Origin of the sequence: Pseudoalteromonas sp., from assembly GCF_036960685.1 — a bacterium.
In the GTDB taxonomy this organism is placed as follows: Bacteria; Pseudomonadota; Gammaproteobacteria; order Enterobacterales; family Alteromonadaceae; genus Pseudoalteromonas.
Genome location: NZ_JBALXK010000002.1, coordinates 76638 through 92980, shown reverse-complemented (window position 1 = coordinate 92980; position 16343 = coordinate 76638). Strand labels below are relative to the sequence as shown.

General features: G+C 40.9%; 9 protein-coding genes. All 9 read left to right on the top strand.

Annotated features, from left to right (window positions below):
* The first annotated feature begins 136 nt into the window (after positions 1-136).
* The 9 genes from V7783_RS02545 to V7783_RS02505 all read left to right on the top strand — a co-directional run bounded on the left by V7783_RS02545 (position 137) and on the right by V7783_RS02505 (position 16338).
* Positions 137-2239 carry a DUF1302 domain-containing protein gene (locus V7783_RS02545; RefSeq protein WP_335677398.1) on the top strand — a complete coding sequence of 701 codons (2103 nt, stop codon included), beginning with the start codon at positions 137-139 and terminating at the stop codon, positions 2237-2239.
* Positions 2240-2249: 10 nt separating this feature from the next.
* Entirely contained in the window at positions 2250-3614 is a 1365-nt protein-coding gene (locus V7783_RS02540) for a DUF1329 domain-containing protein (RefSeq protein WP_335677397.1), read from the top strand.
* 132 nt (positions 3615-3746) lie between these two features.
* Positions 3747-4748 carry a WD40/YVTN/BNR-like repeat-containing protein gene (locus V7783_RS02535; protein WP_335677396.1) on the top strand — a complete coding sequence of 334 codons (1002 nt, stop codon included), beginning with the start codon at positions 3747-3749 and terminating at the stop codon, positions 4746-4748.
* Positions 4748-7072: an efflux RND transporter permease subunit gene (locus tag V7783_RS02530; protein ID WP_335677395.1), complete on the top strand. Its 2325-nt coding sequence runs from the start codon at positions 4748-4750 to the stop codon at positions 7070-7072. The genes V7783_RS02535 and V7783_RS02530 overlap by 1 nt, the downstream gene beginning before the upstream one ends.
* Before the next feature lie 210 nt (positions 7073-7282).
* The gene (locus V7783_RS02525) at positions 7283-12124 is read left to right on the top strand and encodes an NAD-glutamate dehydrogenase (RefSeq protein WP_335677394.1); all 4842 of its coding nucleotides are present in this window, start codon (positions 7283-7285) and stop codon (positions 12122-12124) included.
* Positions 12125-12238: 114 nt separating this feature from the next.
* Positions 12239-13249 (top strand): quinone-dependent dihydroorotate dehydrogenase, encoded by a 1011-nt coding sequence (gene pyrD, locus V7783_RS02520; protein WP_335677393.1) that lies wholly within the window; start codon positions 12239-12241, stop codon positions 13247-13249.
* A gap of 121 nt (positions 13250-13370) precedes the next feature.
* On the top strand, positions 13371-13901 hold the full coding sequence (locus V7783_RS02515; RefSeq protein WP_335677392.1) for a cell division protein ZapC domain-containing protein: 531 nt from the start codon (positions 13371-13373) through the stop codon (positions 13899-13901).
* A 90-nt stretch (positions 13902-13991) separates the two neighbouring features.
* Positions 13992-16109 (top strand): bifunctional 23S rRNA (guanine(2069)-N(7))-methyltransferase RlmK/23S rRNA (guanine(2445)-N(2))-methyltransferase RlmL, encoded by a 2118-nt coding sequence (gene rlmKL, locus V7783_RS02510; protein WP_335677391.1) that lies wholly within the window; start codon positions 13992-13994, stop codon positions 16107-16109.
* Positions 16102-16338, top strand: coding sequence for a glutaredoxin family protein (locus V7783_RS02505; RefSeq protein WP_335677390.1), 237 nt, complete (start codon positions 16102-16104; stop codon positions 16336-16338). The genes rlmKL and V7783_RS02505 overlap by 8 nt, the downstream gene beginning before the upstream one ends.
* The last annotated feature ends 5 nt before the right edge of the window (positions 16339-16343 follow it).

Genomic DNA, 16343 nt, shown 5'->3' with positions numbered 1-16343 from the left:
AACGCCAACTAAACTGAAAAATTATGACGGATTGAACGCGTTCTATTTGTAATTTCTTTATTTCGCTTCTATCGTTACGACTACACTAAAAACAATAACTTGATCACAAAATTACCCGCGACAGGGGGAACACACAATGATAAGAAGATCGCTTTTTGTTAAAAACAAAATATTTTTAGGCCTAGCTGCTGCAACATTAGGTTTATCAACGGGCGTAACACAGGCTGCTAACTTCGAAGTTGGCGATTTTGATGTCACGTTTGATTCAAACTTTTCCTATGGTCAAAGTATTCGCGTTGAAGACCGCGATTTTTCTTTGATTGGTAAAAGTAATAACCCCGCTTTTAATTGGACTGGCTATGATCCTGCGCTAAACCCAATCTACACAGCGCAAGACGTGTGGGCACAACCCGGTGCGTACTCAAATAATGGTGATGCAGGGGATTTAAATTTTGATAGTGGTGAATCGTTTTCAAAACTATTAAAAGGCACTCACGATTTATCTATTAATAAAGATAATTACGGTTTGTTTACCCGCTTTATGTATTTTTATGATTTTGAGTTAATGGATGGCGATCGTGCTTACGTTAACCCTGTATCAGGTGGCGGAGTAGATCCATGTGATGACCCGGACACTAAAAAGCAAGTGTGTGCGGATATCCGTTTACTTGATGCCTTTGTCTGGGCCGATTTTGATCTAAACGATGGTAAGAATCCATTATCAGTGCGTTTAGGTCAACAAGTAGTGAACTGGGGGGAAAGTACGCTTATTTCCCATGGTATTAATGTTAACCCCGTTGATATTGATCGTTTAAAAGCCCCAGGTGCAGAATTAAAAGAAGCCTTTATTCCGGTTGGGATGCTTTGGGCATCACTCGGTATCACAGACAACATCAATCTAGAAGCGTTTTATCAATATGATTGGCATGAAACACGCCTACCAGCAGCAGGTAGTTATTTTTCAACCAATGACTTTGCATCTGAAAACGGTTATCAACAGAATATCCAGCTAGGTTTTACTTCAAACCCAGATATTGATTTGGAATTTTTAACGCAAAGCTTAAACAATTTACAAGCTAAATATGGCGCTGCAGCAGCCGCGCAAGGTATTGATCCTACCAGTGCTGAAGGTCAAGCCTTGCTTGCTAATATGTACCTAGCTTACCCAACCAAAGTTGCGCTTAAAGGTAAGGGCAGTGCAGGTAAGACTGAGCCTAAAAATGGCGGCCAATACGGTTTACGTCTAGGTATGTTCTTACCAGAATTAAATGATACAGAAGTGGCGTTATATCACATCAATTATCACAGTCGTCGCCCACTCATTTCAGGTCAAGTTTCTAACTTTACCTCTGATGCGATTGCGGAAGATTTGGCGATGATCCTATCGCCTGATACAACTATAACAGAAGATAATATCACTCAGCTAAACGCATTTACGCAAGGTAAACTAGTTTACCCTGAAGATATCAAGTTATATGGCGTTAGTTTTAATACTTCAATTGGTGAGACTGCGTTTGCCGGTGAATTTGCATTTCGTGAAGATGAACCTTTGCAGATTGATGACGTTGAATTGTTGTATGCAGGTATGCCAGAGCAGTTAGCTGTTGCAGGTATTCGCCCTGATTTTGCAGGTATTTCGCAAATGAGCAAAGGCGATGCAATTAGCGTTGTAGGGCCTGGTGAAACTGCACAAGGTTATATTGAACGTAACACTGCACAGCTACAATTTACCGCTACGCATTTATTTGGACCTTCGCTAGGTGCTGATAGCTGGGCTGTGGTCGGTGAAGTAGGTGGTGTGCGGATCAATGACTTACCGGAATATGATGAGTTACGCTTAAACGTTTCTGGAACAGGTCGTAGTGGTGTTATCACAGGACCTGGCACTGATGATTATTCAACGCTTCATTTGGGTTTATCAAATGGTCCTGAAACAAATCCTTTCCCAAGTGCCTCAGCATGGGGTTACCGCTTAATTGCCAAAGGAGATTATTTTAACTTCTTTAAAGGTGTTAACTTCTCACCGAGATTTGTTTTTTCTCACGATGTTAATGGTATTACACCGGATCCAATGTTCTTATTTATTGAAGACCGTAAATCATTAGGTGTAACAGCAAACTTTAACTATCAAAACGCGTGGTCGTTTGACTTCAGCTACAACTCATTTTGGGGTGGTGGTCAAACTAATACATTCTCTGATCGCGATTTTGTTTCTTTCAATATTAAATATTCAATTTAAGGGTATCATCATGATAAGAAAACCTACCCTCATTGCACTGACGCTATGTAGTTTATTTTCTACAACGGCGGTAGTTGCTAAAATGACTAGCGAAGAAGTAGCACGTTTAGGTGCCGATTTAACACCAGTAGGTGCTGAAAAAGCAGCCAATGCAGATGGCTCAATTCCAGCATGGACTGGAGGTATCACCACGCCACCTGCAGGCTATTCGCCTGGTATGCATCATCCAGACCCATATGCCAGCGACAAAGTGCTTTTCACCATTGATAAATCCAATGTTGAAAAATACAAAGCAAACTTAAGCCCTGGTCAAGTCGCCCTTTTTGAAGCGTACCCTGACACCTTTAAAATGAATATTTATACCAGTCATCGCAGTGCTTCAAACCCGCAGTTTGTTTATGATGCAACTAAACAGTACGCGCCTACAGCAGAACTTATTGAAGAAGGTAATGGCATCAAAAATACCGCTATTGGTATTCCGTTTCCAATTCCTAAAACTGGTTTAGAAGCGATTTGGAATCACCTACTGCGTTATCGTGGATTGTCTATTGAGCGTTTTGGCGGCCAAGCGGCACCTACGGCATCAGGTTCTTACAATATGGTTGGCTTTGACGAACAATTATTAGTTAAATACTCAGATCCAAAAGCAACCCCAGCAGAGCTGCAAGAATCGAACATTTTGTTTAAATTTAAACAAAAAGTAACAGAGCCTGCCCGTTTAGCCGGGACTGCATTACTTGTTCATGAAACCATGGACCAAATTTTAACTCCTCGTCAAGCATGGACTTACAATACAGGGCAACGTCGTGTTCGTCGTGCACCTAATGTAGCATATGATGCGCCGGGAACTGCGGCAGATAGCTTACGCACAACCGATGACTTTGACATGTTTAATGGTTCACCAAATCGCTACACGTGGACACTTAAAGGTAAGCAAGAACTTTATATTCCTTACAATAGCTATAAGCTACACAGCGAAAAGCTAGCTTATGATGATATTTTAATGGCGGGTCACATCAACCCTGAGCATGTGCGTTATGAAAAACACCGTGTTTGGGTGGTAGAAGCAAACCTTAAAGCTGATACACGCCACATCTACAAAAAACGCGTGTTTTATATAGATGAAGATAGCTGGCAAGTTCAAGTAACCGATATCTATGATAATCGTGATCAAATGTATCGTGTCGCTATGGCGCATACAATTAACTACTATGATGCGCTTACGAACTGGAGCACGCTCGATGTGTATCATGATTTGAACTCACGTCGTTATCTTGCTATTGGTTTAGATAACCAAGAGAAAATGTACGATTTCTCACAATCGTTTAACGATAATGAATTTACCTCAAGCGCACTGCGCCGCGAAGGTCGTTAATATACTCAAGCACCTGGCATGAACCAGGTGCTTTTTTGTTCCAAATCGCGTTTGTCACTCTGACACGTACTGGGTTCCCCCAATTGCTCGTTATCTACCGACAAACACACTCTTTCAAGGCGATTTAAATATATGAAGTACATGCTCTATGCAGGCCTTGCGGTTGCTGCAAGCCTTTCAACTCAATCACTAGCGTCTGAACCACTTGCGGCTATTACTGCAATAAAAGCAGATAAAACGCTGTTGACTGATATTGAGTACACAGGAAAGCAATTGGTCGCTGTAGGGAAGCACGGCACTGTTATTACAAGTGTTGATGCAAAAGACTGGCAACAAGCAAGTGTGCCAACCCAGGTATTATTAACTGCGGTTACGTTTAATGGCACTGAACGTGGTTGGGCGTGTGGTCATGATGCAACTATCATCAACACGACAGACGGTGGTGCTAACTGGCAATTACAACAAGTAAACACACAACTAGATAAACCTTGTTTAGATATTTTATTTACCACTGAGCAACACGGTTTTGCCGTTGGCGCTTATGGTATGTTTTATGAAACCACAGATGGTGGAGAAAACTGGCAAAAACGCTTTTTAGATTCATTGTTGTTTGCAGAAGACCAAGAATACTTAAATGACTTAAAAGGCTCTGATCCAGATGCCTATGAAGCTGAAACAGCCTCAATACTGCCGCATTTTAATCGTATTGTTGCAACGGGCAATAAACTTATGCTGGTTGGTGAAATGGGCTTACTTGCTCACAGTACAGATAACGGCAAAAGCTGGCAACGTGATGAAGAAATTTATATGGGATCTTTTTTTGCGTACGCCAGTGACGAACATGGCGAGGAAATTGTGGCAGGGTTACGCGGCAATATTTTTAGCCGTCAACGATATGAACAGTGGCAACAAATAAACAATAATAAAACAGCCACAGTAAATAGTATCATTAAAGCAGCTAAAAACCATTGGCTGCTGCTTGCCAACAGTGGGGTAATTTTTCATTACATAAATAATCAATTAACAGTTGAGCAGTTAGCAGATGGGAAAGCCATTTTGGATGCGGTTATTTTTGACAAGCAATTGGTTATGGCATCTGAGAATGGCATTAAAGTGAAGGGGATGGCTGAATAATGCATGCAATCGTAGAGTTTTTAGAAAAAGCTGTTTTTCGCCATCGTTTACTAATGGTGATGAGTTTTATTGTTATAACGTGTTTTTTAGGCTTTAAGGCTACTCAAATCCAACTGGATGCTTCATTTAATAAAAATATTCCACTTAATCATGATTATATGAAAGTGTATTTAAAGCATGAGAAACAATTTGGTGGTGCAAACAGTATTTTAATCTCCGTGTGTGATGACAGCGGCGATATTTTCAATCCCGAGTTTTTTACGCAATTAAAAGCAGTACACGACCAGTTGTACTTTATACCAGGGGTGAACCGTCCTTTAGTGAATTCAATCTTTGCCCCAAGCGCACGTTTTGTCGAAGTTGTTGAAGATGGTTTTGCCGGTGGGCCAATTATTCCAGCTAATTTTACCGCAGACAAACGTGGTTTGGCTGTTGTTAAAGAAAATATTGAGAAGGCCAAAGTTGTAGGGCGCATGATAGCGTCAGATTATTCTTGTGCGATGGTTACAGCGCAGTTAATGGAAACGGATCCGCAAACACAAGAAAAACTCGATACCCTAGCATTTGCAGAAAAACTAGAAAGCGAAATTAGAGAGCCATTAAGTACGGATAAAGTCAGTATTCATATTATTGGCTTTGCGAAAATGGCTGGCGATATTGCCGAAGGCGCGAAGGGCGTTGTACTATTTTTTGCCATCGCAATTGCCTTTACTTTCGTCATGGTTTGGTTATTTTGTGGCAGTTTAAAGCTCACTATCTTACCTATTACGTGCTCTATTATCGCCGTGGTCTGGCAGTTGGGTTTATTATCAAGCTTAGGATTTGGCTTAGATCCAATGTCAATTTTAGTGCCGTTTTTGGTGTTTGCGATAGGTGTCAGCCATGGCGTACAAATGATTAATGCAATCGGTAAAAAAGTTGCAGAGCAAGGCAGTGATACGCGTCTTTGTTGTCAGGCAAGTTTCAGAGCATTATTAATACCCGGTGGCATTGCTTTGCTATCTGATACGGTTGGCTTCTTAACTTTATTGACGATTGATATAGGCATTATCCGTGAGCTGGCCATTACGGCAAGTTTAGGTGTCGCGGTTATTATCTTCACTAACTTAGTGTTATTACCTGTGTGGGCATCTTATATGCGTTTTGACAACACAGTTCATATTCAATCAGGTAATAGTAGCAAGCCTAATATGCTTGATGCCATGCGTGATTTACTAGTGAAAACCACCGATCCTAAATGGGCTAAAATCATTATAGGCAGTACCTTAGTACTATTTGCTTTGGGCTATTGGCAAGCAGGTAAAATGCATATCGGTGATTTACATGCAGGTGCTCCGTCATTGCATCAAGATGCACGTTATAACCAAGATACGTTTTTAATATCGGACAAATACACCATTTCATCAGATATTCTTAAAGTGATTGTTGAAGCGTATCCGGCAGCGTGTACAGAGCACGATGTAATGGAGCGGATCAGCCGTTTTCAGTATAAGGTTGAAAACCTTGCTGGAGTTCAGTCTGCGGTGACATTGAGCTCTGTTGCGCAATCGGTTAATGCAGGCTACAACGAAGGTAATTTGAAATGGCAAAGTTTACCCCGTAACACTGCAAGTTTAGTGCAATCAACGGCAAGAGTTGAAACAAGCACCGGATTACTCAATGGTGATTGCTCAGTCATGCCAGTGATCATCTTTTTAGAGGATCATAAAGCGCAAACCATTGAGCATATTATTGCCAGTGTTAAGCAATTTGCGATTGAAGAGCAAACCGACACGTTACAATTTAAGTTGGCATCAGGGCCTGTGGGCGTAATGGCTGCAACCAATGAGTCAGTCTCCGCAGCACAATTACCAATGATGCTCTATGTTTATGGTGCGGTGATCATCTTATGTTTAATTAGCTTTAGGAGCGTTAAAGCGACCATTGCCGTGGTGTTACCTCTATACGTTGTATCAACCTTGGCGCAAGCTTTAATGGTACAACTGGAAATAGGTTTGACCGTATCAACTCTGCCGGTGATTGCATTAGGCGTAGGTATTGGTGTTGATTACGGGATTTATATTTTGTCATCTATGATGGGGCAATTAAAGCAAGGTGTTGCATTGCCGGTGGCGTATCGAAATGCGCTTATTGAGCGAGGTAGTGCCGTATTATTTACTGGTATTACTTTGGCTATCGGTGTCAGTACCTGGATATTCTCTGATCTGAAGTTCCAAGTTGACATGGGAATATTGTTAACCTTCATGTTCTTGGTCAATATGCTCGGTGCAGTGTTACTTTTACCGGCAATTGGTAGTTTGCTCTGGACTGACCAGAAAAAATAATGTGAATAATTTTGCTCCTAAATGGCCTGTATAGGCCATTTATATCTATAATTTGTGAATAGATGACCAAATAGCTGAAATGCTTAAAATGTTTTCATCGAAAGGGCTGTTTATTAATTTTAAAAGGGTTAGAATTTGCCTGACTCCACACAATAAATTGCTGTACAAATTTTCCATCTAATTAGGTGGTATAGATTTAAGGAACATGTAATGACACGAAATGAAGGGCAAGCCTCGGTTATCTTAGATAATGTCTGTAAGCTGATCCAGAAAAAAGTTCACGCTGATAATGTGTTACTCGTTGAGAAATTCGCCAAATCCTTGTACAGCAATATGTCTAAAGAAGATTTGGCACATCGCAATGATAGTGACTTATATGGCGCTGCACTTAGCCTATGGAACTCGCTAGAAAAAAATACCTCTGATGATGCGGTGATCCGCGTTTTCAATCCTGAAGTAGCAAAAGATGGCTGGCAGTCATCGCACACAATCGTAGAAATTATCGCTAAAGATATGCCGTTTCTAGTTGATTCGGTGCGCATGGCCATGACCCGTGAAAACATCGCTTCTCACTTGCTACTACACAGTCCACTTAAAATTCAACGCGATAAAAACGCCAAAATCTCAGCCGTTTCTAATTTAAAAGCGGAACAAGAGTCAAGCTCTACAAAAACGGTGTTTTTTATCGAAATTGATCGTCAAACTGATTCTTCAGTCATCGACTCGTTCAAAAAAGAACTTGAGTCAGTGCTCAGTGATGTGTCTACTGCGGTAGAAGATTGGCAACCAATTCGCAAAAAGTTGATTGCGGTTAGTAAAGAATTACCAAAACGTAACCACAAAAACAATGCCAGTGAAGTGGCTGAAACAGTTGAATTTTTAGATTGGTTAGTGAAAGATAACTTTACCTTAATGGGTTATCGTCAATACGATTTATCGCCAGTACAAGGTGATTACCAGCTTAAAGGTAAAATCGAAGGCAGCTTAGGTTTGATGAAAAATTCAACCGAAGAGCATTCTCGTCTGTTATCTGAATTACCTGAGTTTGCTCGCCAAGAAGCACGCAGCAGTAATCTACTGATCTTGACTAAAACCAATTCGTTATCACGCGTTCATCGTCCAGCCTACATTGATTATGTTGGTATCAAACGTTTTGATGATGAAGGTAACGTGATTGGTGAAGACCGTTTTATTGGTTTATTCTCATCAAGTTTTTACAATAACAGTGCCGCTGATGTACCTGTGCTAAAAAGCAAAATTAACCGCATTATGGAGATGTGTGATTTTGCCAAAGGGACGCATGCTTACAAAGCCGTATTAAATATTCTTGAGACTTATCCGCGTGACGAGTTAGTGCAAGCGCGTGAAAGTGAATTGCTTGAAGTCGCGATGGGTGTACTACAAGTACAAGAGCGCGACATGTGCCGTTTATTTGTGCGTAAAGATGCTTATGGCCGTTTCTTCTCTTGTATGGTGTATGTACCTCGTGAGCGCTATAACACTGCCTTACGTCGTGAAACGCAGTCTATTTTAGGTAACGCATTTAATTCTGACGATAAGGTCGAATTTACCACTTTCTTCTCTGAGTCAACACTGGCGCGTACTCACTATACCGTGCGTGTGACTGACAACAATATAGAATATAACGTGAAAGACATCGAAAATAATTTAGTAGAAGCAGCTCGTACTTGGGAAGATAAATTACAATCGGCCTTATTAGAATCAGCAGGTGAAGCACGCGGTAATGAACTTAACCGTAAGTATTGCAGTGCGTTCGCTCGTTCATACAAAGACGAAGTGTTACCAAGTGCCGCTGTTGTTGATATTGAAAAGCTTGAATTACTTAATGACGATAACAAACTGGAAATGTTGTTTTACCGTCCGCAAGAAGAAGCTAATAGTAATATTGTTCGTTTGAGTTTATTCCATAAAGATGAGCCAATTCACTTATCTGACGTTATGCCAATGCTTGAAAACTTTGGCTTACGTGTAATTGGTGAAACGCCTTATTCAGTGAAAACCAGCGATGGTGGCATTAACTGGATCATGGATTTCTCTATGCTATTAGATAGCAAAGGCATTGCTGACTTTGATAAAGTATCGGCGCGTTTTCGTGCAGCATTGACCAGTGTTTGGAGCAACCGTCTAGAAAATGATGGCTTTAACCGTTTAGTGTTAATGGGTGGGTTAACTGGCCGTGAAGCATCAATCCTACGCGCATATGCTAAATATATGCGCCAAGTTGGGGTAACGTTCTCACAAAGTTACATCGAGAGCACGCTAGCAAATTATCCGCATATTGGTACGCAAATTGTTAATTTATTTGCTAAAAAGTTCTCAGTAAAAAGCCCTGCGAGTGTTAAAACACTTGATAAGCTAATTGCTCAAATCTATGTTGAACTTGAAAACGTCGCGAACTTAGATGATGACCGTATTATCCGTTTATACGTTGATATGATCATTGCTACACTGCGTACAAACTACTTCCAAAAAGATGCCACAGGGCAGTTTAAATCCTATGTGTCATTTAAAGTGAATCCTAGCCTAATTCCAGATATGCCATTGCCATTACCGGCATTTGAAATATTTGTTTATTCTCCACGTGTTGAAGGTGTTCACTTACGCGGTGGTAAAGTGGCGCGTGGTGGTTTGCGTTGGTCTGACCGTCGTGAAGATTTCCGCACAGAAGTATTGGGCTTAGTTAAAGCACAACAAGTTAAGAATACAGTAATCGTACCGGTGGGCTCTAAAGGTGGCTTTGTTTGTAAACAATTGCCAACAGATCGCGATGCGTTCTTCAAAGAAGGCCAAGAGTGTTACAAAATCTTTATCCGCGGTTTATTAGACATTACGGATAACATCATCCAAGGTGAAATTGTACCGCCAGTTGATGTAACTCGTCATGATGAGGATGATGCATACTTGGTTGTTGCTGCTGATAAGGGCACTGCTACTTTCTCAGATATCGCCAATGGTATTGCGAATGAATATAACTTCTGGCTAGGTGATGCGTTCGCATCAGGTGGTTCAGTGGGTTATGACCATAAGAAAATGGGTATTACAGCTAAAGGTGGTTGGGAGTCAGTTAAACGTCATTTCCGTGAAATGGATATTGATACGCAAACGACAGACTTTACGGTGGTTGCAATTGGTGACATGGCAGGTGATGTATTTGGTAACGGCATGTTGTTATCTAAGCATATTCGCTTACAAGTGGCATTTAATCACTTGCATATATTCATCGATCCGACCCCTGATTCGCAAACGTCATACCCAGAGCGTGAGCGCTTGTTTAACTTACCGCGTTCATCGTGGGAAGACTATAACAAAGACTTGATTTCAACCGGTGGTGGGGTGTTCTCACGCGCGGCAAAATCAATCACTTTAACGCCAGAAATGAAAAAAATGTTGGGCACTAAAAAAGCCAGCATGACACCAAATGAATTGATCAAAGCCTGCTTGATGATGGAGTTTGATTTACTCTGGAATGGCGGTATCGGTACTTATATTAAGAGCAGCAAAGAAAGTGATGCAGATGTAGGCGATCGTGCCAATGATGCACTGCGCATTAATGGTCGCGAGCTAGGTGCAAAAGTATTTGGCGAAGGTGGTAACTTAGGTGCGACGCAATTAGGTCGTATTGAATTTGCAGCTAAAGGCGGTCGTGTAAACACCGACTTTATCGATAACGTCGGTGGTGTTGCCTGCTCTGATAACGAAGTAAATATCAAAATTTTACTTAACGGCTTAGTAACCGCGGGTGATTTAACGCGTAAACAACGTGATGAGTTACTGTACTCAATGACTGATGAAGTTGCGCAATTGGTATTGAAAGACTGTTATCGTCAAACGCATACACTGTCTATTACACAATCAAAAGGCTCATCAACATTAAAAGAAAAAGTACGCTTTATTCATGCTCTTGAAAAAGAAGGCAAGTTAAACCGTGCGATTGAATTTATTCCAAGTGATGAAGAGTTAGCCGAGCGCGCGGCAGCAGGTAAAGATTTAACTCGTCCAGAGCTATCAGTACTTGTTTCTTATGCGAAAATGGTATTAAAAGAGTCATTAGTGACAGACGAGATTACAGAAAACCCGTATTATCGTCAGCTGTTAGTGAAATCTTTCCCATTACCACTGCGTGAAAAATTTAATGCAGCGATGGATAATCACCCACTGCGTAAAGAGATCATTGCAACTAAACTTGCTAACAATATCGTTAACGATATGGGCCTTAACTTCATGGTACGTATGCATGAAGAAACTGGTGCTAATGAAGCTGAAGTTGCACTATGTTACTCGGTTGCAAGTGAAGTTTTCCAAATGCGTGATACGTGGTCAGCGATTGTCGCGCTGGATAATAAGATCCCAGCTGCAGTACAAACTGAAATGCTGTATCAGTTACGTCGTACGGTACGCCGTGCAACGCGTTGGTTCTTACGTCACCGTAATAAATCACAAAATATTGAGCAAACAATTGCTTTCTTCGCGCCAACGTTTGCTGACTTAAGTGCTAACTTAACGAGCTACATGGTTGAAAAAGAAAGTGAGCGTTTAGACAACGCTGCAGAAAAGCTAATCGCTAGTGCAGTACCAGCAGAATTAGCAACACGTATCGTGTCACTCTCTAGCTTATTTTCAGTTATGGATCTTGCAGAAGTCGCGGCAAGCTCAGGTCATAGTATTGATATGGTATCAAACACGTACTTTAAACTCGGTGCGCGTATGGGGTTACATTGGTTCTTAGATCAAATTACTAACCAACCTGTTGCAAACCACTGGCAAGCATTGGCTCGCGCTTCTTACCGTGAAGAACTTGATTGGCAACAACGTACGTTATCAGAAGTGGTGTTAAATAACTTCAGTGGTGATGACAAAGATGTTGACGGTCAAATTGATCAGTGGATGGACAGCCAAGATTTATTACTGCAACGTTGGAAGCAAATGCTGGCTGAATTTAAAACATCACAAAGCCATGATTTTGCTAAGTTCTCAGTCGCGCTTCGTGAGCTGATGTTACTGAGTCATAACTGTGATACGTCAACAAAATAAACGATTACTAGTGCCTCACTATTTTCTCAACTGAAAATAATGAGTTAATCACTAAAATTGTTATACAATACCTCAGCCTAGTCTGGGGTATTTTTTTATATAGAGGATTATTTCATGTTTTACGATCTAGCTCGCCGTTTTATGTTCACCCGTGATGCGGAATGGGCCCATGAATTTGCACTGCATAACTTACGCCGTTTTAATAATACGCCATTCAGTGCTGCATGGTCGCAATCAGTGGCAGATCGCCCCTTAGAGTTTCTAGGCTTACAATTTAAAAATCCAGTCGGATTAGCCGCTGGGCTTGATAAAAATGCTGAATGCATCGATGCGTTTGCAAAAATGGGTTTTGGCTTTATTGAAGTGGGCACAGTGACACCACGGCCACAAGTGGGCAATGATAAACCGCGTATTTTCCGCCTGCCAGAATCTAATGCGATTATTAATCGTATGGGCTTTAACAATAAAGGGGTTGATAATTTAATCAATAACGTTAAAGCTGCTAAATACGAGGGTATTCTTGGTATCAATATTGGTAAAAACAAAGATACCCCGAATGAACAGGGTAAGGACGATTATATCCACTGTATGCGCAAAGTGTTCGAGCATGCATCTTACATCACGGTTAATATTTCCTCGCCAAATACACCAGGCCTTCGAGATCTGCAATATGGTGCTGCATTAGATGACTTATTGCAAAGCTTAAAAAATGAACAATTAGATTTAATCGCTAAACATAATAAGCAAGTACCTATGCTGGTAAAGATCGCTCCTGATCTTGATGAAGTACAAATTGGTCAAGTTAGTGAGTCGTTGATCAACAATAAGATCGATGGTGTGATCGCAACAAACACAACATTAGAGCGTGCAGCAGTGCAAGGTCAGCAGTATGCAAATGAAGCAGGTGGTTTGTCAGGTCAACCGGTCCGTGAGCGCTCAACCCACGTAGTACAAGAGCTAAAGCGCCTAACTGCAGGGAAATTACCAATCATAGGTGTTGGCGGTATTGAAGATGCGGCCAGTGCTAAAGAAAAGTTTTCAGCAGGTGCTGATCTTGTACAGGTATACACAGGATTTATATACAAAGGTCCACAATTGGTAAAAACGATCCTCCAAGGCTTATAAGGATCAGTTATTTAAGCTTTTGATCATTCAATAAATGTTCTAAAGAAATGTTTATTAATTGGTCAAAAGCCGCTATAATTCGCTATTCATAAGATTAATTTATAGGGAGCATAGACAGCGCATGTTACAAGCATCAAAACAATGGAAATGGATTGCTTGTCCAGTACGAAACCGCTTGTTGATCGATTTAGATCAAGATATGCAACTGTGCACGCCTTATAAACTCCGCCAACTTACCGATTCAGTCCTTTCAGACCCTAATTTTAGTTTAGAAGACGCTGCTTTTTATCAGCAAGTTTATCAATACCTTGATGGTTTTAATGTGTGGAAAGCTGCGCAACTGTGTCAAATAGCACTCAATGCTACTGCTGCAAAGTTTTACTTAAAACCTATGTTGGCAAAAAGTTGGTTCTTTGACCCTTATACTGGCAGTGAGCCAAGTGTCGAAGCGGTAATTAAACTACAAAGTCGACTGCAAGCAGGTGAATTTTTGATAATCGAGCACTGCAAAGACGCCTCTTTGTGTATTAGTTTAGCCGAACACTTCCAGTTAGATGAAAACTTAAGCTTGAATCAGTTTGAGGCTATTCGCGTCCTTAATAATCGTGTTCACCCAATTTATAATCATGCTCAAAACAGTAAAACAGCTTAAGCATATTTTTTGTAGTTCCTGCCTTTATCGCGTGTTTGTCTGCCAACCTATGTTATAATCCTGCGCAATTAGCTATCAAGGGTTATTACTTTGCATTTTATCGCACTTACTTCTATCGGAATCGAAAATTTATTGGTTGAAGAACTTACTGACATTGGCGCCACGGTGACCAAGCAAACAGTGGGTTCAGTACGCTTTGAAGGTGACACTACATTAGCACAAAAAGTGTGTTTAATGAGCCGCTTTGCAACTCGTGTACTTATGTTGATCGAAGAGAAAGAGGGCGTAAATGATAAAGACAGCCTATATAAATTTGCTCGCTTGCAACCTTGGCAAGAATGGTTTGGACCGAGCCAAACATTTGCGGTTGACTTTAATGGCACCAATGATGCGCTTAAAAATACGCAATTTTCTGGTTTAGTCATCAAAGATGCCATTGTTGATTACTTTAATGATTTATATGAACAACGCCCAAATGTAGATAAACAAGATGCCAATGTACGTGTTGTTGCGCGTTTATCGCGTCAAGGCGTTGCCATGTATATTGATTATTCAGGCCCGCGTTTATCTGAGCGTGGCTACCGTGAAGGCCAAGGTAAAGCACCGATTAAAGAACATTTAGCAGCGGCACTTATCAAGCGCAGTGGTTGGCTTGAAAATGTTCAGCAGCCATTATTCGACCCATGTTGTGGTGCAGGTACTATTTTAATTGAAGCCGCCGGTATGGCACGTAATGAAGCTCCTGGTTTATTTCGCGAGGGTTTTGCATTTGAGCGTTTACCAAGTTTCAGAGTCGCCAAGTATAAAGAATTAAAAGAGCAGTTAACGGCGCAAATCACCGATCCAAAGTTGTGGCTTATCGGTCATGACAATGATGCCAATGTATTAAGCAAAGCGGTTGATAATGCTCGCAGGGCAGACTTAGGTGATGTGATCAAGTTTAAACAAAGCGATGCAACTAAGCTTACCTCGGTCGCAAAACTGCCGGGCGTGGTTATTTCAAACTTACCTTATGGTGAGCGTATTGGTTCTATGGCTGAGTTGGTCAGTTTACACAGTGCGCTAGGCACTGGCTTTAAAAAGCATTTTAATAACTGGAAGCTTGCGCTATTAGGCATGGATGAGAGCCTGTTTAAATTATTAAAGCTGGTGAAACTCAAGCGCTATAAGTTTAAAAATGGTCCGCTTGATGTCGTGCTGAACTTATATCAGTTAGATGATAAACAAGTAAGCCAAAGCTCAGAAGATAAACCTGCCTTGAACTTTGAAGGCTCGATGTCATTTGCCAATCGCGTAAAGAAAAATAAACAAGGCTTAAAAAATTGGCTTAAGCAAAATGATATTCAAGCTTATCGTGTTTATGACGCCGATATTCCTGAATACAATGTTGCAGTGGATGTCTATGGCGATTCTGCGGTTATTTTTGAATACGCTGCGCCGAAAGAAATTGACGACACAACAGCTCATAAACGTTTACAAGACGTGATTTCATTAACAGCACAACAACTTAATATTGCGCCGGGAAATATTGCTGTAAAAGTTCGCAAAAAGCAAAAAGGTGAAGAGCAATATACACCAATGGCCAAACAGAATCGTACCCAAGTAGTTGAAGAGTTTGGTGCAAAATTTAAAGTAAACTTATTTGATTACTTAGACACCGGCTTGTTTTTAGATCATCGCCTTGCGCGTCGCTATATTCAAGAAAACGCCAAAGATAAGCGGTTCTTAAACTTGTTTGCTTATACGGGCACAGCCTCTGTGCATGCAGCTTTAGGCGGCGCGAAAGCGATAACCACCGTTGACTTGTCAAAAACCTACTTAAAGTGGGGGCAAGATAATTTTGAACTGAATAACATCAGTAATACCCGTTACCGATTTGAGCAAGCGGATTGTTTGAAATGGCTTGAGCATGCAACCAGCCAGTACGATTTGATCTTTTTAGATCCCCCAACGTTTTCAAACTCAAAACGTATGAAAGACGCATTTGATGTACAAAATGACCATATTAAGCTGCTCACTTGGGTGAAAAAAATCCTTAGTCCATCAGGCACATTGATTTTCTCAAATAATATGCGCGGCTTTAGCATGGATGAAGTCGGTTTAATTGGTTTAGGTTTGAAAGCCGTTAATATTTCTGAGCAGACAATTTCTCCAGACTTTAAACGTAACAAAAAAATACACAATAGTTGGTTGATAACCCATGGCTAGTTGGGTTTTATATCACACTGATGGCTGCCATCTGTGTGAACAAGCACAGTGTTTGATCACCCCATTGTTAGGTGATGATTCATTACAGCTAGTTGATATTATGAGTGATGAAGTGCTCATAGCAGAGTATCAAACCAGCATACCGGTTTTAAAAAGCGAACAGGGCCTACAATTATTTTGGCCTTTTACTGCGCAAGATGTGCGTCAGTTTTTTACGCAAACAGAATAAGAGTA

Coding starts and splice junctions, on each gene's coding strand:
- V7783_RS02545 (WP_335677398.1), top strand. CDS start 137: ATGATAAGAAGATCGCTTTTTGTTAAAAACAAAATATTTTTAGGCCTA.
- V7783_RS02540 (WP_335677397.1), top strand. CDS start 2,250: ATGATAAGAAAACCTACCCTCATTGCACTGACGCTATGTAGTTTATTT.
- V7783_RS02535 (WP_335677396.1), top strand. CDS start 3,747: ATGAAGTACATGCTCTATGCAGGCCTTGCGGTTGCTGCAAGCCTTTCA.
- V7783_RS02530 (WP_335677395.1), top strand. CDS start 4,748: ATGCATGCAATCGTAGAGTTTTTAGAAAAAGCTGTTTTTCGCCATCGT.
- V7783_RS02525 (WP_335677394.1), top strand. CDS start 7,283: ATGACACGAAATGAAGGGCAAGCCTCGGTTATCTTAGATAATGTCTGT.
- pyrD (WP_335677393.1), top strand. CDS start 12,239: ATGTTTTACGATCTAGCTCGCCGTTTTATGTTCACCCGTGATGCGGAA.
- V7783_RS02515 (WP_335677392.1), top strand. CDS start 13,371: ATGTTACAAGCATCAAAACAATGGAAATGGATTGCTTGTCCAGTACGA.
- V7783_RS02505 (WP_335677390.1), top strand. CDS start 16,102: ATGGCTAGTTGGGTTTTATATCACACTGATGGCTGCCATCTGTGTGAA.